This is a genomic window from Acinetobacter sp. SA01 (genome assembly GCF_011319235.1).
GTDB lineage: Bacteria > Pseudomonadota > Gammaproteobacteria > Pseudomonadales > Moraxellaceae > Acinetobacter.
In genome coordinates this window covers 203,940-224,614 of sequence record NZ_WXXM01000003.1, presented here as the reverse complement: position 1 = coordinate 224,614, position 20,675 = coordinate 203,940, and the positions used below count along the sequence as shown (strand labels likewise).

General features: G+C 41.7%; 23 protein-coding genes. 10 read left to right on the top strand and 13 right to left on the bottom strand.

What is annotated here, in order from left to right; all coding sequences use genetic code 11:
- Positions 1 to 363: 363 nt before the first annotated feature.
- Genes GTU69_RS05350 through rlmJ form a run of 3 tightly spaced genes read right to left on the bottom strand, consistent with a single transcriptional unit; the run spans position 364 to position 3,207 of the window.
- On the bottom strand, positions 364 to 1,437 hold the full coding sequence (locus GTU69_RS05350) for a DUF6670 family protein (RefSeq protein WP_166168775.1): 1,074 nt from the start codon (positions 1,435 to 1,437) through the stop codon (positions 364 to 366).
- Positions 1,438 to 1,476: 39 nt separating this feature from the next.
- Positions 1,477 to 2,304: a CDP-diacylglycerol--serine O-phosphatidyltransferase gene (gene pssA, locus GTU69_RS05345; RefSeq protein WP_166168773.1), complete on the bottom strand. Its 828-nt coding sequence runs from the start codon at positions 2,302 to 2,304 to the stop codon at positions 1,477 to 1,479.
- A gap of 45 nt (positions 2,305 to 2,349) precedes the next feature.
- Positions 2,350 to 3,207, bottom strand: coding sequence for a 23S rRNA (adenine(2030)-N(6))-methyltransferase RlmJ (rlmJ, locus tag GTU69_RS05340; RefSeq protein ID WP_166168771.1), 858 nt, complete (start codon positions 3,205 to 3,207; stop codon positions 2,350 to 2,352).
- Between the two features lie 116 nt (positions 3,208 to 3,323).
- On the opposite strand from rlmJ, the gene GTU69_RS05335 reads away from it, so the two are divergent.
- Both GTU69_RS05335 and GTU69_RS05330 read left to right on the top strand, forming a co-directional pair.
- Positions 3,324 to 3,926 carry a 2OG-Fe(II) oxygenase gene (locus GTU69_RS05335; RefSeq protein ID WP_166168769.1) on the top strand — a complete coding sequence of 201 codons (603 nt, stop codon included), beginning with the start codon at positions 3,324 to 3,326 and terminating at the stop codon, positions 3,924 to 3,926.
- A 74-nt stretch (positions 3,927 to 4,000) separates the two neighbouring features.
- Positions 4,001 to 4,528: a hypothetical protein gene (locus GTU69_RS05330; RefSeq protein WP_166168767.1), complete on the top strand. Its 528-nt coding sequence runs from the start codon at positions 4,001 to 4,003 to the stop codon at positions 4,526 to 4,528.
- Positions 4,529 to 4,640: 112 nt separating this feature from the next.
- On the opposite strand, the gene GTU69_RS05325 is transcribed toward GTU69_RS05330, so the two are convergent.
- The 5 genes from GTU69_RS05325 to GTU69_RS05305 all read right to left on the bottom strand — a co-directional run bounded on the left by GTU69_RS05325 (position 4,641) and on the right by GTU69_RS05305 (position 9,254).
- Positions 4,641 to 4,901, bottom strand: a complete 261-nt coding sequence (locus GTU69_RS05325) for a DUF2789 family protein (protein ID WP_166168765.1) — start codon at positions 4,899 to 4,901, stop codon at positions 4,641 to 4,643.
- Between the two features lie 105 nt (positions 4,902 to 5,006).
- On the bottom strand, positions 5,007 to 5,267 hold the full coding sequence (locus tag GTU69_RS05320) for a DUF2789 family protein (RefSeq protein ID WP_086195730.1): 261 nt from the start codon (positions 5,265 to 5,267) through the stop codon (positions 5,007 to 5,009).
- Positions 5,268 to 5,432: 165 nt separating this feature from the next.
- Complete coding sequence (locus tag GTU69_RS05315; protein WP_092821112.1) at positions 5,433 to 6,419, bottom strand: malate dehydrogenase; 987 nt, start codon at positions 6,417 to 6,419, stop codon at positions 5,433 to 5,435.
- 172 nt (positions 6,420 to 6,591) lie between these two features.
- A complete protein-coding gene (locus tag GTU69_RS05310; RefSeq protein ID WP_166168763.1) occupies positions 6,592 to 7,248 on the bottom strand; it encodes a ribonuclease I in 657 nt (218 codons plus the stop codon).
- Positions 7,249 to 7,280: 32 nt separating this feature from the next.
- Positions 7,281 to 9,254: a lytic transglycosylase domain-containing protein gene (locus tag GTU69_RS05305; protein WP_171521997.1), complete on the bottom strand. Its 1,974-nt coding sequence runs from the start codon at positions 9,252 to 9,254 to the stop codon at positions 7,281 to 7,283.
- 354 nt (positions 9,255 to 9,608) lie between these two features.
- Between GTU69_RS05305 and miaB the strand changes: the two genes are divergently transcribed.
- The 4 genes from miaB to GTU69_RS05285 all read left to right on the top strand — a co-directional run bounded on the left by miaB (position 9,609) and on the right by GTU69_RS05285 (position 13,194).
- The gene (gene miaB, locus GTU69_RS05300) at positions 9,609 to 11,063 is read left to right on the top strand and encodes a tRNA (N6-isopentenyl adenosine(37)-C2)-methylthiotransferase MiaB (RefSeq protein ID WP_166168761.1); all 1,455 of its coding nucleotides are present in this window, start codon (positions 9,609 to 9,611) and stop codon (positions 11,061 to 11,063) included.
- Between the two features lie 39 nt (positions 11,064 to 11,102).
- Positions 11,103 to 12,179 (top strand): PhoH family protein, encoded by a 1,077-nt coding sequence (locus GTU69_RS05295; RefSeq protein ID WP_166168759.1) that lies wholly within the window; start codon positions 11,103 to 11,105, stop codon positions 12,177 to 12,179.
- A gap of 19 nt (positions 12,180 to 12,198) precedes the next feature.
- Positions 12,199 to 12,681, top strand: a complete 483-nt coding sequence (ybeY, locus tag GTU69_RS05290) for an rRNA maturation RNase YbeY (protein WP_166168757.1) — start codon at positions 12,199 to 12,201, stop codon at positions 12,679 to 12,681.
- A gap of 114 nt (positions 12,682 to 12,795) precedes the next feature.
- A complete protein-coding gene (locus GTU69_RS05285) occupies positions 12,796 to 13,194 on the top strand; it encodes a hypothetical protein (protein WP_166168756.1) in 399 nt (132 codons plus the stop codon).
- Positions 13,195 to 13,251: 57 nt separating this feature from the next.
- On the opposite strand, the gene GTU69_RS05280 is transcribed toward GTU69_RS05285, so the two are convergent.
- A complete protein-coding gene (locus GTU69_RS05280) occupies positions 13,252 to 14,130 on the bottom strand; it encodes a TonB family protein (protein ID WP_166168754.1) in 879 nt (292 codons plus the stop codon).
- A 239-nt stretch (positions 14,131 to 14,369) separates the two neighbouring features.
- Between GTU69_RS05280 and GTU69_RS05275 the strand changes: the two genes are divergently transcribed.
- The 3 genes from GTU69_RS05275 to GTU69_RS05265 all read left to right on the top strand — a co-directional run bounded on the left by GTU69_RS05275 (position 14,370) and on the right by GTU69_RS05265 (position 16,594).
- Positions 14,370 to 15,050: a hypothetical protein gene (locus GTU69_RS05275; protein WP_166168753.1), complete on the top strand. Its 681-nt coding sequence runs from the start codon at positions 14,370 to 14,372 to the stop codon at positions 15,048 to 15,050.
- 163 nt (positions 15,051 to 15,213) lie between these two features.
- Positions 15,214 to 15,927 carry a DUF3108 domain-containing protein gene (locus tag GTU69_RS05270; RefSeq protein ID WP_166168751.1) on the top strand — a complete coding sequence of 238 codons (714 nt, stop codon included), beginning with the start codon at positions 15,214 to 15,216 and terminating at the stop codon, positions 15,925 to 15,927.
- 91 nt (positions 15,928 to 16,018) lie between these two features.
- Complete coding sequence (locus GTU69_RS05265) at positions 16,019 to 16,594, top strand: xanthine phosphoribosyltransferase (protein WP_086195739.1); 576 nt, start codon at positions 16,019 to 16,021, stop codon at positions 16,592 to 16,594.
- Positions 16,595 to 16,991: 397 nt separating this feature from the next.
- Here GTU69_RS05265 and GTU69_RS05260 read toward each other — a convergent pair whose 3' ends face one another.
- The 4 genes from GTU69_RS05260 to GTU69_RS05245 all read right to left on the bottom strand — a co-directional run bounded on the left by GTU69_RS05260 (position 16,992) and on the right by GTU69_RS05245 (position 19,862).
- On the bottom strand, positions 16,992 to 17,603 hold the full coding sequence (locus GTU69_RS05260; protein ID WP_166168749.1) for a hypothetical protein: 612 nt from the start codon (positions 17,601 to 17,603) through the stop codon (positions 16,992 to 16,994).
- A gap of 86 nt (positions 17,604 to 17,689) precedes the next feature.
- The gene (locus GTU69_RS05255; protein ID WP_166168748.1) at positions 17,690 to 18,865 is read right to left on the bottom strand and encodes a CsgG/HfaB family protein; all 1,176 of its coding nucleotides are present in this window, start codon (positions 18,863 to 18,865) and stop codon (positions 17,690 to 17,692) included.
- Positions 18,859 to 19,239, bottom strand: coding sequence for a hypothetical protein (locus GTU69_RS05250; RefSeq protein ID WP_086195913.1), 381 nt, complete (start codon positions 19,237 to 19,239; stop codon positions 18,859 to 18,861). The genes GTU69_RS05255 and GTU69_RS05250 overlap by 7 nt, the downstream gene beginning before the upstream one ends.
- Before the next feature lie 485 nt (positions 19,240 to 19,724).
- A complete protein-coding gene (locus GTU69_RS05245) occupies positions 19,725 to 19,862 on the bottom strand; it encodes a hypothetical protein (protein WP_166168480.1) in 138 nt (45 codons plus the stop codon).
- 444 nt (positions 19,863 to 20,306) lie between these two features.
- On the opposite strand from GTU69_RS05245, the gene GTU69_RS05240 reads away from it, so the two are divergent.
- Entirely contained in the window at positions 20,307 to 20,666 is a 360-nt protein-coding gene (locus tag GTU69_RS05240; protein ID WP_166168746.1) for a hypothetical protein, read from the top strand.
- Positions 20,667 to 20,675 lie beyond the last annotated feature (9 nt).

The following is a 20,675-nucleotide window of genomic DNA, read 5'->3' as shown; positions in this document are numbered from 1 at the left end:
GTAATTTCTACCATCAATCAATGAAAATAATTTCGATCAATCAACCAGTAAAAATCCACACAAGTTGTTCTTCATAATCTCTTAATGATCTTCTTACTGATTCGTCACCAGCAAGCTAGGTCGGCTATATTACACTAGATATTCTCAGTGTCAATCAGTAATTCAAATTATTTTAAACTTTCTTTCTAAAACCTAATCTTAACACCTCGTGCTAAGTTACTGTTTTATCAGAAGTTTTAATCTTCATCACCGCCGATGGATGTGCATTCTACACCATTCCAAACCCAATGCAACTCCTTTTTTTAAATAACTCAACAAAAATATCACGACTGTTTACTTATTGCACAAAATAGAAGCTTTTTATTATTTTTTGCACGCAAACGGGACAGGATTGGCTAGTTCATCACGCATTTTTTCCTGTTTATTTTTTTCTTGCCAGCTCAGTGAGCGGCAATCGATATATTCACAATAGCCACTTTCACCTGTTTCTTCATGATGATTAATTCTGACTTGATATTTAAAACTACCCACATAACCTGCCGCCAAACCAAATTTAAAATCTCCGCGGCTTTGTGCCTGTACGGAAATGCAGGTTCCATCTTTACCTTCATAGCCCCACTCAAACTCACGTGGTAAATACATGCTTTGCCCATTCGGTGTTTTTACTTTGGGATAAACCCGATGTACTTTAAAACGTACGTTCTGGTCAAACATTTGCGAGATGCCTGTTTTCCCATCTCGTAAATATAAGCGTGACTGTAAAATACCGTTGAAAGAATCTCGAATCTGAGCCAAAAGCAGTTGACGCTGATTTTCCAGATTAATGACTTGGTAGGTAAAAAATGCCAAAGGCAAATAGGGGAAATTAATGGAACGAGCATATTCAAAACAGCCCATCTGCTGAATCTCAAATTTTTGTTCCTTGTATGTTACCTGCCCTTCACATTGACACAGTAAAGACCAGTGATCTGCCAGTCCCATACGCAACTGAGTAAAATAAGAAACAATATTGCTGGTGCAAATTGATAAATCAAAACTTAGTTCTTTATCTTTACGCTGTATATGGAAATGGGGAAAATTTCCACTAATGATTTCCCTGTCTAAAAACTGAAAATGTTCTTTGCTAAAACGACAATCCTCACCCACCGAGTAATAATTTAATTGCCCCACCATATGCGGACTAATACTGGCAATGGTAGTGGCAGTATCTAAAGCTGTAGTTTGAATGGCACTTTCATTGCGTAGCATTGCTGCATTCGGCTGGCCGATCAGACTAATAAAATTGAGGTAATGTAAGGGTGCGGGTAGACCAGGAATCATCAAACCTTGATGAATGATTTTATAGCGACCTTTTTGCGCATGATAGGCCAAGCGCAACTGAAATGGAGCCTGATTGAGTTGTTTGGAGCGATCAAATAAATCTTGAAACAACTGCATATCGTGCTCCTTTTTATTTTCAGTATAGCGTTCTCATTTTTATATGGCGGTATTTTTTCTTGCCAGGAAAGTAGTCACAAAACCCGACAATGCATAGATAATGGAAATCACCAAAATCCCTACAGGGATATTATAAGTAATCGCGGCAAAGATAAATACTGCAATCGGTAACACAAAAAATGGTACACGTTTGCGATCAAATGTTTTAAATGAATAGTATTTGATATTGGAAATCATCAGTAATCCCACAGCAATGATCGCAATCGCATTAAAGATCTGAATACCCAATTCACGTATATCAAAAATTTGCGGAAAATCTTGTGCGACCCAGACCAGGGTAATAATGATCACCGCAGCCAACGGACTTGCCACACCAATAAAATAGCGTTTATCTACCACACCAATTTGCACGTTGAAGCGTGCCAGACGGAAAGCTGCACAAGCGGTATACACAAAACAGGCAGCAAGTCCAATGCGCCCCAAATCATGCAGACTCCAGCTATACATTAAAATAGCCGGTGCCACGCCGAAAGCAAGCAAGTCAGACAAGGAGTCGAACTGTTCACCAAACGGGCTTTGAGCACCAATCGCACGTGCTACCCGACCGTCCAATCCATCGAATAATGCCGCCAGAAAAATAGCATAAATGGCTTGAGTGAAATCTCCATTCATGCTGGCAATAATGGAATAAAAGCCCGATAGCAAAGCGGCTGTTGTAATCAGATTCGGCCACAGATAGATGCCACGACGTTTCACCTTTTGTCCCTCGTGGGTATGCTCTTCTTCTTCCACTTCAAAGGTGATGCCATCAAAACCATGCTCATCACGTGGAGAAGATTCACTTTCAGGTTTGTTTATACTTGTCATTCTTTGTCGATCCTAAATGTAACCGTATCTTTTTCAACGTATCTCTTATTCGCCAACCAACCAGCGAACCGCGGCATGTCCACCATTTTCACTCATACGTAAATGCGGGAATAACCATTGTAAAGCTTCATCCGCATCTTCAGAAAATTTCCATGGCGGATTAATCACCAGCAAACCGCAACCATTCAGCCCCACTGGCGTATCATCCGGCCATACACAAACTTCACATACCAATTGACGGCGAATACCAGTTTTGATCATTTTCTTTTCAAAACGTTCAATCATGGCGCGATCTTTAATCGGATACCACACCGCAAAAACGCCGGTAGGCCATTTTTTATACGCAGCAACCAACAATTCGACCAATTGTGGAAAATCTTTACGTTCCAATTCATAAGGTGGATCAATCATGACCAGACCGCGCTTTTCTTTAGGCGGAATCACCCCAAGTAAGCCTTCATAGGCATCACGTTCATGCAGGCCGGCACGGCGGTCACGAATATTAAAACGCAGCTGCTGGAAGACTTCAGGCTGCATTTCGAAAATAGTGGCTTTATCTATTTCACGCATGCCTTCCAGAGCAAACCAGGGTGAACCCGGATAGGCACCCTTACCTGAAACTTCACGCATATCTTGAACAACTTTAAGATATTGCTTTACGCCTTCAGGCGCATTGCGGGTGATTGAATCATCCAGCTTGATTAAACGGTGAATACCATTTAAAAACTCGCCTGATTTTTGCGCTGCAGACGTCGATAAATCGTATTTACCTGCCCCACCATGCGTATCGATATAGCGATAAGGTTTATCTTTGGCATTTAAACGTGTTAAAAGTTGCAGCAATAACACATGCTTCATGACATCGGCAAAGTTGCCTGCATGGAAATGGTGACGGTAATTCATGTTTCTTTAATTCCTGATATCAACCGCTATTTTAGCATGAAAAAATGTTTCGTTCCGCAGGATATCTTGCTCTAGAATACAACAGCATTTTTCTATCCTGTTGTGAGTATAGCTGTATGGATGCAATTCACCTTCCAAAGTCATGCAATGTTGATCAAATGATTAAAGATCTAGATCAGCAGGGCTTTAGCATTATTGATGATGTTTATCCTGAAGAATATATTCATGCCTTGGTTGAAGAATGCACTTCTCATTTAAACCAGTTTAGAGAAGCCGCCATTCAAAATGGGGTGATGAGCAAGATCCGTAGTGATCATATTTTATGGATAAATGAAGATTTAGCTAAAGCACAACAGCACATCAAAACCTTGCAAAATCTGGGGGAAGAACTGAACCGAGCCTTTTTCCTAGGCATTCGCGAAGTCGAAGCCCATTTTGCCTGTTATAACGCCGGTGAATTTTATGCCCTGCACCGTGACAACCCCCAAGGTAAAAATGGCCGTGTGATTTCTGCTGTGTATTATCTGCATGAAGACTGGCAAGCGGACTGGGGGGGCGAATTACGTTTACTGGATAAAAATGATCAGTGGCACATTATCCCGCCAAAACCGAACCGCATTGCTCTATTCCAAAGTGATTTATTGCACGAAGTACTCAAAGCCAAGCATCAACGCCTGTCCATTACCGCATGGTTACGCAGCGGCAACTCCATTTGGTAATTCACAGCAGAGGATGCTTTAAATCTGGAAAAACATCCTCATATAGCAATCATTGACAGATGAGGATGTAACCGATGCGGGAAAACACCAAACAGATTATTCAACGTATTGGCGAAACTGATCAGTTGTATTTACAAGGGAATACGCCAAAACTTGCCTTAGAACGTGCTGAGTTACGTATGCAACTGGTTACACTCAGCATCGTACGCCAGGAACAGATTCATTTTTTGCAAGAAGCCGTGGTTCTGCTTGAACAGGGCCGTATTGAATTTGAAGAAATGCCGTTAAGTTTATATATGAACTTATCCATGCATTTAGCCAAAGCCTATATGTTGTATTTTGAAATTACCAAGGAACAAAGATTTGCCTTGATTACCCAGCAAATCTTAAAACCTATCACTCACGACCAGTATGGGGACGTTTATTTTTTCCTGGCCTATGCTTCTGCGGCCAAGAGTGAAACCGCCTTAGCGCGACATTGGCTCACCAAATACAGTAAAACTGCCGATTTTGACTTGATTCTGGTACAAGAGCATCCAGCCTTTCACCCATTCCGTGAGCATGACTGGTTTGTGCATTTAGTCAAAAGTAAAGCTCATTAATTGCAGATTTAACGATAAAAAAACGCCTGCAATGAGGCGTTTTTTTATGATCTGTCCTGCTTAAAAGTTCCTTCTTCTCAGCAGGTTTTAAACATCACCTGTCTACAAAAAATCAGGCAGGTTGCAGTTTGGTGGCATTCATATGTAATTGCTGGTTCAGTTCATCAATCAACATGACCCACTCATCTGCATCTTCCACTAAATAGCGAATTAAAAACTCACGCTGGGATTTATTCCAGAATGGAGCATCATGCAGATTTTGATGTGCAGGTAATTGATGAGTCCGTATAAAAAGCTCAACAGCCGCAGGGCTAGAAGCCAGCCCAAGTTGTTCAAATAACATTTTAAAGGATGGGTTATTATTCATAAGCATGGCACACTCCTTATCAACCAAACTGTCATTTATTATTTAATTAACTTATAAAATATTCATAAAAAAACCTAGTCATAAAACTAGGTTTGTTGTTTCAATTTGTGTTCACTGATGGGTTGAGGTTGAAAGCCGGTCTTCGGTATGCAATTGTTCATTTAAGATATCCACCACCATGGCCCATTCATCATCCTTTTTCCAATGGCTGATCAAAAAATCATGCTGTGCCTGTGTCCAGAATGGAGCGTGATGCAAAGGAATATCCATCGTCAATTGATGGCTTTCTATAAACCGGTCTATCGCCTCTTGGCTCGCGTCTAGTCCCAACTGCTCAAATAAAAGCTCCAATGTAGGTTGTTGATCAAACATCTCATTCTCCTTAAACCTTTATTGTTAGCTTTTAAATTAGACGCAAACCCTGACACATTCAGTTGTCACTGCATCACAGCTTGTTATTTTTTGTTCAAAACCAAATTTCAGGCATAAAAAAGCACCCCAAGTGGAGTGCTTTTCAATTTAATCTAAAAGATTAAATTATTTAACCATGTCAGCAATTGCTGCACGTTCTTCTTCTAACTCGTTAAGAGTGAAGTTGATACGCTCACGGCTGAATTCGTCGATTTCAAGACCTTGAACGATCTTGTATTCGCCATTTTCACAAGTTACAGGGAAACCGAACATTACGCCTTCAGGGATACCGTAAGAACCGTCAGAAGGAATACCCATAGTTACCCATTCGCCGTTTGTGCCAAGAGCCCAATCGCGCATATGGTCAATTGCAGCGTTTGCAGCAGAAGCAGCAGAAGACAGACCACGCGCTTCGATGATTGCAGCACCACGTTTACCAACAGTTGGAAGGAACACGTCTTTGTTCCAAGCAGCATCGTTGATTTTGTCTTTTAAGCTTTCGCCGTTTACAGTTGCAAAACGGTAGTCAGCATACATTGTTGGAGAGTGGTTACCCCAAACAGTCATAGTTTTGATGTCAGAAACTGCAACGCCAGCTTTTTGAGCAAGTTGAGTCAACGCACGGTTGTGGTCAAGACGCAACATTGCTGTGAAGTTTTTCGCTGGAAGATCTGGAGCAGATTTCATTGCGATGTAAGCGTTGGTGTTCGCAGGGTTACCTACAACAAGTACTTTAACGTCACGGCTAGCAACTTCGTTCAATGCTTGACCTTGACCGATGAAGATTTCACCGTTCACTTTAAGAAGGTCAGCACGTTCCATACCTGGACCACGTGGACGTGAACCAACTAGAAGAGCGTAGTCAGCATCTTTGAATGCAACTTTAGGATCATCAGTACCGATCATGCCAGCCAATAATGGGAAAGCACAGTCGTCAAGTTCCATCATTACGCCTTTAAGCGCAGCTTGAGCTTTCTCAAAAGGAACTTCTAATAATTGAAGAATAACTGGTTGGTCTTTACCCAACATCTCACCGCTAGCGATACGGAATAATAGGCTGTAACCAATTTGACCAGCAGCGCCAGTAACGGCAACGCGAACAGGTTGCTTCATGTAATTATCTCCAATTGAGAGGATCGTCATAATAATTAAATAGCTGTTCTATTTAATCTTAATAATCATAAACGGCAAAGATTGTACTCCAATACTTTGACAGATGCATTTAAAAGAGAATGGATTTCAACAAAAGTATGATAGGAAATATAAATAAAATATATAAAAAAGCTTAGTAAGAACCTTTTATGGTAAATAAATTTGGACAGGTATTTTCTACTTCTGCTGAACAACGCTTGTACTGTCCATTATTTTTGTAGCAAAGTTTCACTTCGGTCAGAATGGCATTTCCCTGGAAAGTCGAACAGCTAAATCTAATGGCATTGGCAGGTAAACTTGGATTCAAACGCAGAAACTGCAGCCGAAGATTGGTCTGATGCATGGCTCGCGTTTCAGGACTGGTTAATTCCTTCGGAATTTTGAGACGTTCAGCATAATTGATGATGGTACGGAAATATTGACTTGAGTTCATTTGTACACATCCGCCAATGCCCCGCCAAAGTTGCATGCGGGCATTTTCATCGGGCATGACTCGTGCCACGACTTTCGCCTGCAAGGGAGATAAAGCCGCAGAGGATGTGGTCCTGCACTCGGTTTCCGAAGTTTCCGGATACAAACCGGAAATATTCAGCGAATAGCCTTCCAGACATTTTCGCTGTTTTGATTTTTGGGCATCAAACATGCATACCGCGGGGGTCATTTGTACCACCATGACATAACCCTGCAAAGGGGCTGCAAAAGTTTGAGGTGCAAACAGCCCTAGTCCAGCACTGCTCACCGCGAACAGCACCCATCTTAGTAAAACTGAAGTTCGCCCAGAAAATATCATCAACAAGTCAGACCTATCAATAAAACTAAAAATTAAGGATTATTTCTTAATGGAATTATATTCATCCGTTTTTCAATCGACTGCGCTCCTTGTCCAAGCAATACTCCATAATGGGTGGCGTTAGTCATGACATGTTTTACATAATCACGTGTTTCGGTTAAGGGAATGGTTTCAGTATATTGATCAGCGGCTATCTGCTGGGCATCCGGTTGCCAACGACGTGCACGGTTTGGACCAGCATTATAGCCAGCCGTTGCCAGCACAGGATTATTGCTGAGCTGGCTCTGAATCATCGACAAATAAAAAGTGCCATAACGAATATTGGTATTCATGTCGGTTAAAGCTGCCGGATTATAAGTTTCGCCCATTTGCCGGGCCACCAGTTTCGCCGTATCCGGCATAATTTGCATCAACCCTCCTGCACCCACATGTGAACGTGCCTGTGAAACAAAACGGCTTTCCTGACGCATCAGAGCATAGGCCCATGCAGGATCGATTCCGGCATTTCGACTATGGCTGACCACATAACTTTGATGTGGCATGGCATAACGATAGGAATAATTGTGTCTGGATTCAGTACGGTCAGCCGCGTAAATGGCACGGTCATACCAGCCCATATCCGTCGCACGTTTTGCAGCTGCCAGCAGTAAGCCATCATCATGTTTTAAATAGGCCTGACGCACTGCCCAGTTCCATTCACGATTCACATAACTATCCGGTGCGTTGACACGGCGTAAAGCAAAAGCACGGTTGAAATGAATATTTTGGCTTAAACGCTGCACATCACTATTTGAAGGTTGAACATTATTGGGAATATTATTGTAACTTTGGCCTAACTTATCTCTGGCCAGCAGATTATGGTAATCATCCCCCTGTGCCAATTTTTTGAAAATTTCTTGTGCCACACGTTTAGAGTGAGCATCGCCACGTTGCTCTGAAGCCCGTGCCAACCAGTACTGCCAACGATCTTCCTGCTTTTGGGTTACGCCCATCGCATCAATGGCCTGAATCAGGCTTTCCCATGCACTAAAACGAATGGCTTGACGAGCATAAATTTCCGCTTCTTCTGCACTAAAGGGCAAACCGTAACTGGCATCCAGATAATTCAGTACTTCACGGTTAAAATTGTTTTTCATCACCGTGGTTCCGCCAATATAGCCCACAGTACGATAGAGCGCTTTTTGTACTTGTAGCGGTGTCCCCTCTGCTGCATTTTTAACGGAAGCCATTGCAGTATTTAAGTCGCTATCGGCCAGACGTCCCAGGGCATAAATCAAATAAGCCTGATCTGCACTGGTGGCTTTAGGCGCAGACCATAAATAATTTAAAGGATTGGCCTGAATTTGATTGAGCTGTGCAAGTGATAGGCTCAGCCCCAGCGTTTGTGCAGTAGCCAAGGCCAAGCCCGACTGCCCTGCACGAAGCTGTCCCCATAAACGTTGCTGCCTGTCCTGCTCGGTCATTAGGGGACTCGACAGCATCATACGTCCCAAACCGGTACAGGATTCAGGTTGTGAGTTGGTGGCAAGCCAGACATCTTTATATTCAGCAAAAACCAGGGGATCACCCGATTTGGCACGAACTTGGGCAACCGCACAGCTTTCCGCCTGATCCGGATTAGTCACATACTGCAAAATAGGCTGCGCAGTCGCAAAATCTGCCTGCTTGACTTTTTCTTCGACATAATCAGCAGCCAGTTTTTCCGCCATCGCTGATTGCGGATAACGCTGAGCAAAATTGATAATTTGGCTGGCAGGCTGATTAGCCAAATTACTATTCAATAACCAGTATTCCGGATAATAACCCAGCACATCGTTCTGCATCGATGCCTGATATTGTTGTAATAAATCTAAATTTGCAGAATTGGCAGCACGCAAAGCATCATTAAACTGTTCATCAGCCGCATAAGAAATCGAAATAAAACCGGTAGATGCCAAAGCCAAAGCAAGCACTTTATAATAATTTTTATTGATTACCCGATTAAACATATGCCCGCCTTCTGTCATTTAATATTGCCTTGGTCGCACCTAATCATTTTTGAATAGTTTAATTATTATTACACTACTCTACTGTTCTGTTATGTAACCTTATGATTAGACAATATTAATTTTCAATCATTTTTACTTCACAAATCAATATTTTTGCAGCTTTATTTAGAGCTATAAGTTTGGCTTCGATTCCTGCTAAAATATGCGCCTTTCTTGTATTCAAATTGCATTTTTTCAAGATGGCAGTCAGCCTCTTTCTTCCCCTTCAATACTATTAGGCATTGAAAGGAAAAAGAAATATCGCTCGCTGAGTGAGCTTGATACAGTCAGTCTTGAATTGCGATTTCACCGATTTATCCTTTAGGAGCCTACATGACGGTTCAAACCTTCATTCCAAATAGTGCCCAAGCTGCTTCAGAAAACACTGTTACCCAGCCACAGCACACCCCAGCCGACGGTTCAGTGAAAAAACTGTATATCGAAACGCAAGGGTGTCAGATGAATGAGTATGACAGTCATCGTATGGCAGATCTTTTAGGCGACTCGCACGGTTATGTATTGACCACTGACCCAAATGATGCCGATATTCTGCTGATGAATACCTGTTCCATTCGTGAAAAGGCCCAGGAAAAAGTGTTTTCCGAACTGGGTCGCTGGCGCAAGCTGAAAGAAAAAAATCCTGACTTAGTGATTGGGGTCGGCGGTTGTGTAGCTTCTCAGGAAGGTGACAATATTCAGAAACGTGCGCCATATGTCGATATGGTTTTTGGTCCACAAACCTTACACCGTTTACCGCAAATGCTGGATCAGCATTCTGAACAAATTGAAAAACCGAAGAAAGAAAAAATCAAGCTGGTGGATATTTCTTTCCCGGATATCGAAAAATTCGACTTTTTACCTGAACCGCGTGTTGAAGGCTATAAAGCCTTTGTTTCGATTATGGAAGGCTGTTCCAAATACTGTTCTTTCTGCGTAGTCCCTTATACCCGCGGTGAAGAGGTATCGCGTCCTTTAGATGACGTACTGGCGGAAATTGCCGGTCTGGCGGAAAAAGGGGTTCGTGAAATCAGCCTATTAGGTCAGAACGTGAATGGTTATCGCGGCGAAACTTTTGAAGGCAATATCTGCACCTTTGCCGACTTGCTGCGTCTCGTTGCCGAAATTCCGGGCATTGGCCGTTTACGTTATACCACTTCACATCCGCTTGAATTCAATGATGACCTGATTCAGTGCTACCGTGACTTGCCACAAATGGTTTCGCACCTGCACTTGCCGGTACAAAGCGGTTCCAACGATGTGCTGAAAGCGATGAAACGTAACCACACCATCGATGTCTATATCGAAAAAATTAAAAAGCTACGTACCGTCCGTCCGGATATGCATTTATCTTCAGACTTTATTATTGGTTTCCCGGGTGAAACCGATGAGAACTTTGAAGAAACTTATCAATTCATCCAGGATTTGGACTTTGACCATTCTTACAGCTTCATTTATTCAAAACGTCCAGGTACACCCGCTTCAGAACTTGAAGACAACACCCCTGAAGATGTCAAAAAAGAACGGCTGGCCAAAGTTCAGCAATGGATTAAACGCTCAAGCATTGATAAAACTGATGCCATGCTCGGCACCATCCAGCGTGTGCTGATTGAAAAGGTTTCTGACAAAGATCCGAACCTGTTGATTGGTACAGCGGACAATACCCGTCTGGTGTCTTTCATTGGTGATCCGGCCTGGGTTGGGCGTTTTGCAGAGATTGAAATTACCGAAATTAAAACTTTAAATTTTGTTTACGGTGAGCTCTTGAATCTTGAGCCTGACGTGGCGTAATGTAAGGTGATCAGTAAGATCATTTTATAAGGAATTCTCTTGACTGCAGCGATCCGACGTACAGTAACTTTTCCTGGTATTTCAATGGAACGTTTAAAAGGCATGCTGGGTGCTTATAACGGTCATTTGAAACAAATCGAACAGCGTTTAGAGGTCAAAATTTCCCATCGAGGTGATGCTTTTTACATCGATGGTGAGATTGATGCAGTAGAGAGAGCCGAAAGCCTCTTGATGCGTCTACATGAAGAAACTGAAACCAGCCAGCAAGTCAGCGCGGATACTTTGCATCTGATGATTCAGGGCAGTCAGACGGATCGTGAATTGCAGGAAGATCTTTCTGACAATGAACATACCGGTCTCGATGCCGTCTGGTTGCAAACCCGCAAAGGCCGGATTAATCCACGCGGCGCAAATCAAAAGCGTTATGTACAGCGTATTTTGCAAAGCGACATTTCCTTTGGTATAGGCCCTGCTGGTACCGGTAAAACCTATCTTGCCGTGGCTGCTGCGGTAGATATGCTGGAACGTAATGAAATCCAGCGCATCCTGCTGGTTCGTCCTGCGGTTGAAGCCGGGGAAAAACTCGGTTTCTTACCGGGGGATTTAAGCCAGAAAATCGATCCTTATTTGCGCCCGCTTTACGATGCCCTGTATGAAATGCTGGGCTTTGAAAAAGTCGCCAAACTGATTGAACGTCAGGTGATTGAAGTTGCGCCCCTCGCCTATATGCGTGGCCGTACCCTCAACCATTCTTTCGTGATTTTGGATGAAGCGCAAAACACGACGCCAGAACAGATGAAAATGTTCCTGACTCGTTTAGGCTTTGGTTCACGTGCGGTCATTACCGGCGACATCACTCAGGTCGATTTACCTCGCGGTCAGCAATCTGGTTTAGCCCATGCTTTACGTGTACTGGAACCTGTAACCGAAATTCATATCACCCGTTTCCATTCCCGTGACGTGGTTCGTCACCGGCTGGTACAGAAAATTGTCGAAGCCTATGAAGGATGGGACAGTGAACAACACCGTCTTAGTGCTGAAGCACGAGCAGAACGTAAAGCGCGTCAGGAAGCATTGATTGCTGAAAATGATGCTGCTGCCGATGCTCAGGACTAAGATACTTTAAGGATTCATTTTGAAACTTAACCTATCATTGCAACAAGACTACCAGTCACCTGAACTGGTATTAAAACGCGCTTATATTAAAAAGGTCATTGAAACTACACTTCGTTTTATCAATGTCGATCAGGACTGCGAAATCGGGATTGCTTGTGTAGACAATGACGAAAGCCATAAGCTGAATCTAGAGTATCGTCAAAAAGACAAGCCGACCAATGTGCTGTCTTTCCCGAGCGATGTACCAGAAGAAGTGCTGGCAATGCTGGATGCCCTACCCATTGGTGACCTGGTGATTTGTATTCCTGTGGTTTTACAAGAGGCCATTGATCAGAATAAAACCCCGATTGAGCATTTTACTCATATGCTGGTGCACGGCACCTTACACTTGATGGGCTATGACCATGAAACCTCAGATGAAGATGCAGAAGAAATGGAAGCATTGGAAATTGAGATTCTGGCGAAGTTAGGTTTTAAGAATCCCTATACTGAGCAACAGTAAGTTCTAGCAGCCTTCCCATTTATTAAACCCGATTAATTTCGATTAGTCGGGTTTAATTTATGCCAAATAAGCATAAAATCTTAAAATACTCCTCAATAAGTGCTGGAAAAAATGATGAACAGAATTATTTTCCGACTTTGCCTGATTTTAGCGTTATTTCCTGCATCCCAACTGTATGCCAATGTTGAATCTGTGTGTAAGGAAGTAAGGTTCCAGCTAGCAGATAATGCCTGGGTAGGCCATTATTATCTGGAAGGCGTGATGGAAGTCGGCTCTGAGCTTTTACTGCAACCGGACGGCAAGTTTAAATGGTATCTGGCAGTCGGTGCTTTAGACCAATATGCAGAAGGAACCTGGTGGAAAAATGGGACATGTATTGGCTTGAAAGCGGCTCCACAATACCGCCAATATTTACAAATTTTCCCGACCCGCCTAGATCTTTCAGAACAGGACTTAAACGTGACATGGCCGGATGGGCGTCAAAAGGGACACTATGTATTAGCCTCACCTTAAAAACATAATCAAAATAAATACTTGTCAAACTTTAAAAAGCAGATCAATGCCATTCAATCAATGCACCTCAAACTCAGCTTCAGCCGGGTCAAACCGCCAGGTACGCACAATGCGAAGTTCTGAAATATCTTTCATCCCTTTATCAAAACCACCGAATGGAGCAGCTTTACGTACTGAAGTCTTGGCCGCTTCATCCAGTAAACCATGACCTGAACTTTCAATCAGGCGAATGGCACGAATTCCGCCACTTTTATTGAGGATCACCATTAAACGCACCTCCCCTGCGAGACGTTGCACTTTGGCTGCATCTGGATAATAGCGGTTACCGTAAAATTCTACTTTCTCACGGAATTTTTCCAAATAAGCGGCAGAAATATCCTGCTTGGCCTGTATACCATCTACGGTTTTAATTTTTTGCTGACGGCTAAAGTTTTGCTGACGTTGCAAATATTGTGCTTCCAGACTTGCCACCATCGCGGCCTTGGCCTGAAACTGGCTATTCAGCTCCTGCATGGCTTTTTTGCGCTGGTTCTGTTCTGCTTCTTTCTTCCAGCTTAAGGTGGTCATCAGCACTTTTTCTTCAAAGCTGAGTTCGCGTTTCTGTTGTAAACGCTCCAGAGTTTCCTGTTGCTGTTCACCGGTCGTTTGCTCAGTCATCGCTGCCGGCATATCGCTCGACATACGGTGTGCTTCACGAAAAGTTCCAGAACCTTGCTGATCTGCCTGTGCCAGAAAATCCGCATGTTCCACCTTGTCCTCACTCGGACGTAATGTGACGGCGATCTCTTTGACTGCCGCATCACTTTCTTGCGGCATGGCAAACTGCAAAGTCAAAATAATCAAATGCAAAGCAACAGCTACAATCACTGCGCTTGTGAAAATTGGATCTTTCCACCATGCATGCATTAAAGGTGCGAAACTGATTTTCTTAAGCATCACATTAAACCGACAAAATGTCTGGTCCCCAAACTGCATAAAAGCAGTATAAAATAAACACAGCGTCTAGTTTTGAGTGAAGAAACGAGAACTCAGTCAATAAGCACGCTGTAGACAATTAAAATCATGAAAATGGTGCAATTAATTTTGTTAAACTGCAAGGTGGAATATCTGTATTTTTAATACTTTCGACAGAATCTATCGAAGTTTAAGAAGATTAACTCGCTGGGATGCCTTATATGCAAACGCTACTATCCAATATCTCTAAACGTATACGCCAGGTGTATGAAAAGGCTGAAGGGTTTATTGAAGATGAGCGTGAATTCCCCCTTTCTCAAGTTTTTTTAAATGCAACTTTTCAGCGTTTTGTTACTGACAATGTTGCCATGCTGAAAGATCTGCATGCCGACTTGCATGAAGACTGGCTACGCTTATATGCAACGCTTGATGTGAAGGGTTTATACATTACCCTTTCAGTCGATTTGAAACTGGTACAGATGGAACTGAATAAAGACACCCAACTGATTGTGTTTGAACAGATTAGTGACACCCAAGTGATTGAAGCTAAATTCAAAAATATCTTCCAAAAGCTTGCTGTAAAATTTGCTTTATTTTTCTATCAAAAAGTACTCAATCAAGACCCTTTGGGCATGATTCTTGAAAAGTTGAATGTCATTAAAGTAAAAGATGACTTATTGCATCTGGATTTAAACCGATGGTTAGGCAAAAAGCGTTCTATCATTGATACCTTAGCAAAAGTGCATGTCAACCATGCGGTTTTGCGTGAAGCTGAACTGGTGGTCATAGGCAATGTCAACCTGACTGCATTATTCAGAAAAATGTCCGAAGAGCCGATGGAGGTCTGGGAGATTGCGGAAGAATACCAGGACAGCAAAGTCAGTCCGGTTAAGCAAAAATAAATTAGATGATGATTACTGATTAAAATCTATATTTTTTAGGGAAAAACTACATAAAGATACAGATCGAACAAAATTTCAGATTTTATCTTCATAATCAAAGCGCATAATACCGCTTAAAGACAAGTTTTACATTTTATTCCAAATTCAGAGGAACAATTTACTGATGGCTCACCCTGTATTGAAAACAATTGCGTTGACATCTGGATTAAGCACTACTCTGTTGTTTGCTGGTTTCTCAAGCCAAACCTTCGCCATGAGTCCATTCCAGGCAAGCTATCAATTTAGCTATAATGGCAAAAATCTGGGTTCTGCTACCCGCACATTAAACAAGTCGGGAAATAACTGGACTTATGTTTTTGCTGCAAAAGCTGCTGGCTTGGCTTCTGCAACAGAAACCAGTTATTTTGGCTTTAATAATGGCCAAATTATTTCCCATACTTTCAGCCGTAGCAGTAAAGTACTCATTCACAATAATACAATGAGTATCAAGTTTAATCCCACAGCTAAAACCATTAATACCAAGAAGGATGACACAGCACGTTCATTTGCCTGGAAAGCTGGTACGCTGGATGAACTGAATGCTGAATTACAACTGCGTGAAGACTTAAAATCATCCGGGCTGAGATCAAGTTATGCGATTGTCGATGCCAAAGAAGTGGAATCACGTCGTTTTGTCAAACAGGGTATGGAAAAGGTAAAAACGTCTTATGGCACTTTCGACACCATTAAAGTAGTGCTCAAACACAGCAAGCCAAATCGCGATACCATTTTTTGGTTAGCACCTAAACTGGACTACACACCCGTGAAAGTAACCCATCAAGATGGCAAAACTTCCTATGGTTTATTATTAACAGGTTATAAAGGCCCAACGAGTTAATTGATTTGAGCAATTTCGCTTGCATTTTTCGAGAGCCTTTTTAAAATACGCTTTTGCTTGAAAAAGCATCTGCCCTTAGAGGAATTCTCCCGTGCACGCACTAGAACAGAAAATCTTAAGTGAAGGTATCGTTCTATCTGATCAAGTTCTGAAAGTTGATGCTTTCTTAAATCATCAAATCGACCCTGTATTAATGCAGCAAATTGGCAAAGAATTTGCTGCACGGTTTAAAGATGCAGGGATCACGAAAATTATCACCATTGAAGCTTCTGGTATTGCTCCAGCAGTCATGGCCGGTTTAGAACTTGGTGTGCCTGTGATCTTTGCACGTAAATATCAGTCTTTAACCTTAAAAGATGATTTATACCGTTCCAAAGTGTTCTCGTTCACTAAACAAATTGAAAGTACCATTGCCATTTCCAACAAGCACATCAACTCTAGCGATAAAGCTTTAGTGATTGATGACTTCCTGGCAAATGGTCAGGCTGCTTTAGGTCTTGCCGATTTAATTCATCAAGCAAATGCAGAAGTTGTGGGTATTGGCATTGTAATTGAAAAATCTTTCCAGCCAGGGCGCCAATTGTTACTTGATAAAGGTTACCGTGTTGAATCTTTGGCACGTGTTAAATCTTTAGAAAATGGTACTGTTGAATTTGTCCGTGACTAGAATTTCAACTTAATTTAAAAAGAACGCTCAGGCGTTCTTTTTTATAGGTGTTTGTTTTTAGAATGCATATTTTATGTGAAACAACTATCCAGAATAATGTTAACAAAATCGGTGCTTACTCACCTGCTCCATGTGAATTCAGCTTGCTGGCCCCTGCTGCAAAATGAGATACAAGAAAAAAATAAATTCGTTGCACTTTTTTTGTCCAATAATTCGAATCAACTCTAGTCAATAGCGTGGTTTTACATCTCATAACAACCGAACTTTCACACCAAATAGGACTTGTTAAAGATTAATTTAACTACAAAGCAATATTCACTGAACATTTTTTGCTCTAAAATAAAAAAGTCTAACTATCCGCAAATAGTTAGACCCTGGATCATATTGAACGGTGGATTTACTTTACGGTCACAGTAATGCTACCGGTGTTCACAGCACCAATAGCTGAAGTTTTGATACCATCAATATGATTCACTTTTCCATCTACATTTACAGATGCATCAATAGCTGCGGAATTAAAAGCTAAATTCGCTGCAGTGTAATTACTCAGAGTTTCAGAGAATTGGTCATAAGTATCCGTATTTAACGATGTACTAATGGAACTTTCAAACTCTGATGACCGTTCAGAACGCCATTCTTCCAAATTACGCGCCGCACTTCTTTCAGCATCCAGAGTTGATTCCAATGTTCCCGTATTCACAGCAGTCAGATTGCCTTGCTGCAAATTGATACTACCGGTGTTTACCGCACCAATTGCTGAAGTTTCTACTGCAATTTTGTCTCCCACATTATTCAGTGAGTTATACCGCCCATCTACATTGACCGTTGCATCAACAGTAGCGGTATTAATGGCAAGGTTAAGCGCAGTACCATTTGGCTGGGTATGTTGAGATAAAAGATTTAAGGCACCATTTAACCCAGTATCTACAGTGACCTCTTGAGCATTAGCCATGCCTGCACCGGACAAGAAGGCAACAGATAAGGCGATTGTTTTGATAGTCTTATTCATGGTTATTTTCCTTTTTTCTAATTTTGAAGTACTTCTCGCTAAGCACTTCTTTTTTATAATGGGAGCGAGCCCATTTTTATATATTTTTAATCACGCTGCGTGCTTGACCAGTAGTTTTCAACCACTTCCGGATTAACATCCCACAGCATCGAAGTCTTGTCATTGTCTTTTTCTTCATTCATTTTTTTTAAAAAAGATGAAGGCTTTTTCATACTAATATATTTAATCAAATCCTGTTTGCTCGGTTCAGACTCACCTTCAGGATTTTCAATCAACTCAGACTCTTTTTTCTTAGGTGGCTGTGTATCCTTGTTGGGTGAGTTGGTCGATTTATTTTTCTCATTCGGTGAACTGGTTTTATGTGAGGATGATTCCAGAACAGTACTCGGTAAATTTGCGCTACTTTGCTGCTGACTCTGCTTATATTTATACAGCGCAACCGAACTTCGAGTTAAACTCAATTGGCCAAATTCAGGTGGTATTTGCGCACGGCAACTTTCAAAGGTTGCAGGCGGAATCACCTGACTGAGCAATTCAAAAGTGCCCAGATTCAACATTTGACGCAAGGCAAAGTTGGTTGCCTCACGCTCCCCTTTGCCCAACTGAATATTCAATAAAGTATGCCCGGCAAACCTGCCTGCACTCAGACCATAATCCTGCGCAGCAATCTGTTTTTGCAGCGAAACATTAGCCACCACCTTACTGCTGCGGGTATCAGTCAGGGATAAATCCAGCCCGACCATAATGCGGGTTTGACTATAATTCGGCCCGACTCCACCAATCTGCATATCCACACCGCCCCCTGGAATAAAATCCAGACTGTTGATGCTGCCAGTGACATAATAATCGGATGCCTGGATTTGCCGTGGGTCGCGAATGCCCCACTTGGCTTCGCTTTCGATAATCCTCGGATCACGCCGGTTCAATAAACTGACCCCAGCCTGAAACAGGGCGGACTGCACCATATCTCCCGCACCTTGAGTCACCATTTTGCCACTGCCGCCATTGGTCACTACATCTTTGCCGGTCTGGTCCAGAATCGCTCCAACGGAAAAGCTGACATCACTGCGCAGTTGCCCTTTCAGGCAGGATAAAGCCATATCAAAAGGGGTGAAAATATCGGTAATTGGGGGACCCTGTACCAGACTGACCGGTTTCTTGTTTGAGACCGCCATACCCGTGCACCCGCTCATCAGCTGGCTAAAAAGGATCAACACAGTCACAGAAGATATTTTTCTTCTATTTAACGGGAAATTCAGCATAGTGAGTCCCCCCCCGGTTGGGTGCTTAAGTTGGGGCATTGCTGATTGTTTTGAGTGGTCGTGGAATTTAAGGTGCCTTCATTCGAAGTATCATTCGAAATGTCCACGCCGTTATTGGAACCATTGATATTCACATTGCTCGTAGCTGAATTCACCGTACCGATAGAGCTGGTCGAGGTGCTATTTATAGTGGTCTTTCCCAAGCCAGAATAATAATCGGAATCCTTGAGCTCGATCAGATTGGCCTGCACCAGATTTTCACTGGAACGAGTACTTGACGATTTCCAGCGCTGGCTCCATTCATCCGATGTGGCATAAGCATTGCCCAAAATACAGCAACAAAATAAACTCACATTGATCACTGATATTTTCATAATCATTACCCGTCCTTCGTTCCAGGATGTTTATTTATTTTCTATTTATTAAGGTTTAATTTATATTAAAAATATTAAATCACATAAATAAAACAAAAGGCAAAATTTATCAGGTTTTACATATCTTAGGTTTAAGATAACAAACTATCTTTTTGTTATAATTATTGATTTGTTAATTATTGTTTATTTTTGAATTGTAAGAAATCATTATGTAATAAATCTTTAAAATTAAAATTTACATCAAAAATTTAATAAAATTAATATTTTTTTTATATAAAAAATCATCCTGATTTCATAAGCTAATATTCACCTTATTAAAGCAGTTCAGCTTTAGGGAGTTGTAAAATTTGACTTTATTAGAATGCTCATTCAAATGTGATGAACATCTATTTTTTATGAAAATACAATTAACCAATCACAGTTAAGAGTATTTATAAAGTAATTCCCACAGTGAAGTGAATTTTTTTAACAGGATGAGTATTAGTTCAAAAAACATCCAAATGTAGCGATAAGGCTGTTTGCAGCCCTATATCTACGACCACTTCAGTGTCTTGAGCATTAGCTATACCAGCACCGGTCAGGAAGGCAACGGATAAGAAGATTGTTTTAACAGTCTTTTTCATAATTATTCTTCCTTTTACTGCATTGATAAATACCCCCGAGATAAAGACAACTTTTGGCCGTAGACCACCTAATAGACATTATTCTCCATCGCAGAATCGTAGAATTAAATCAAAGACACCCAGAGTTGGACTTGAAGAGAGAAGCCGTGCAGCCTCAGCCTAGCCTGTTTTAAGTTGCAGTATATGCAAAATACAATCATTTTCATGGCTGTATGACTGATGATTATTAAAAAATCAGCCATCACCAGATTCGATAAAGAATGAATGTGTTTACAACTCAGATAAACTGTTTCGACTTTATTTCAACTAGAATCAAGTTCGTATGAAATGCTCCTGACATCCAGTTGCAGAAGCGACATACTGTAGCAACATGTCATAAATATCAGCTGACCTTGAAACCTTCTCTATTTCCTATAGTTCAAGATCGGTCAATATAAATTGTTGATGGAAAAACTTATGCAATGTCCTAAATGTGGATCGACCGAAGTTGAAAAACGCGATCACGAAAAGAACTTAAAAACCATTGGTGGAATTTTAATGACCTCTGCCGGGGCAACGGCAGGAACAGTCGGTGGTGCTGCAACAGGTGCATCGACAGGCGCAGCGATTGGGGCAGTCGCCGGACCATTAGGCGTGATTTTCGGGGGCACAGTAGGAACATTTGTAGGTGCCATTGCCGTAGGTATGACAGGCGGGGTTTTAGGGAATATTTTCGGTAAAAAAGCCGGTGTCATTATCGATAAGAATGTGTTTCTGGATTATAAATGTTTGCAATGCAATCATAGATTTAAACAACCTGAATAAGCACTTAAA

Excerpts from the sequence above, each read along its gene's own strand:
- GTU69_RS05350 (WP_166168775.1), bottom strand. The coding sequence starts at position 1,437 with ATGCAGTTGTTTCAAGATTTATTTGATCGCTCCAAACAACTCAATCAG.
- pssA (WP_166168773.1), bottom strand. The coding sequence starts at position 2,304 with ATGACAAGTATAAACAAACCTGAAAGTGAATCTTCTCCACGTGATGAG.
- rlmJ (WP_166168771.1), bottom strand. The coding sequence starts at position 3,207 with ATGAATTACCGTCACCATTTCCATGCAGGCAACTTTGCCGATGTCATG.
- GTU69_RS05335 (WP_166168769.1), top strand. The coding sequence starts at position 3,324 with ATGGATGCAATTCACCTTCCAAAGTCATGCAATGTTGATCAAATGATT.
- GTU69_RS05330 (WP_166168767.1), top strand. The coding sequence starts at position 4,001 with ATGCGGGAAAACACCAAACAGATTATTCAACGTATTGGCGAAACTGAT.
- GTU69_RS05325 (WP_166168765.1), bottom strand. The coding sequence starts at position 4,901 with ATGCTTATGAATAATAACCCATCCTTTAAAATGTTATTTGAACAACTT.
- GTU69_RS05320 (WP_086195730.1), bottom strand. The coding sequence starts at position 5,267 with ATGTTTGATCAACAACCTACATTGGAGCTTTTATTTGAGCAGTTGGGA.
- GTU69_RS05315 (WP_092821112.1), bottom strand. The coding sequence starts at position 6,419 with ATGAAGCAACCTGTTCGCGTTGCCGTTACTGGCGCTGCTGGTCAAATT.
- GTU69_RS05310 (WP_166168763.1), bottom strand. The coding sequence starts at position 7,248 with ATGATATTTTCTGGGCGAACTTCAGTTTTACTAAGATGGGTGCTGTTC.
- GTU69_RS05305 (WP_171521997.1), bottom strand. The coding sequence starts at position 9,254 with ATGACAGAAGGCGGGCATATGTTTAATCGGGTAATCAATAAAAATTAT.
- miaB (WP_166168761.1), top strand. The coding sequence starts at position 9,609 with ATGACGGTTCAAACCTTCATTCCAAATAGTGCCCAAGCTGCTTCAGAA.
- GTU69_RS05285 (WP_166168756.1), top strand. The coding sequence starts at position 12,796 with ATGAACAGAATTATTTTCCGACTTTGCCTGATTTTAGCGTTATTTCCT.
- GTU69_RS05280 (WP_166168754.1), bottom strand. The coding sequence starts at position 14,130 with ATGCTTAAGAAAATCAGTTTCGCACCTTTAATGCATGCATGGTGGAAA.
- GTU69_RS05275 (WP_166168753.1), top strand. The coding sequence starts at position 14,370 with ATGCAAACGCTACTATCCAATATCTCTAAACGTATACGCCAGGTGTAT.
- GTU69_RS05270 (WP_166168751.1), top strand. The coding sequence starts at position 15,214 with ATGGCTCACCCTGTATTGAAAACAATTGCGTTGACATCTGGATTAAGC.
- GTU69_RS05260 (WP_166168749.1), bottom strand. The coding sequence starts at position 17,603 with ATGAATAAGACTATCAAAACAATCGCCTTATCTGTTGCCTTCTTGTCC.
- GTU69_RS05255 (WP_166168748.1), bottom strand. The coding sequence starts at position 18,865 with ATGCTGAATTTCCCGTTAAATAGAAGAAAAATATCTTCTGTGACTGTG.
- GTU69_RS05250 (WP_086195913.1), bottom strand. The coding sequence starts at position 19,239 with ATGAAAATATCAGTGATCAATGTGAGTTTATTTTGTTGCTGTATTTTG.
- GTU69_RS05245 (WP_166168480.1), bottom strand. The coding sequence starts at position 19,862 with ATGAAAAAGACTGTTAAAACAATCTTCTTATCCGTTGCCTTCCTGACC.
- GTU69_RS05240 (WP_166168746.1), top strand. The coding sequence starts at position 20,307 with ATGGAAAAACTTATGCAATGTCCTAAATGTGGATCGACCGAAGTTGAA.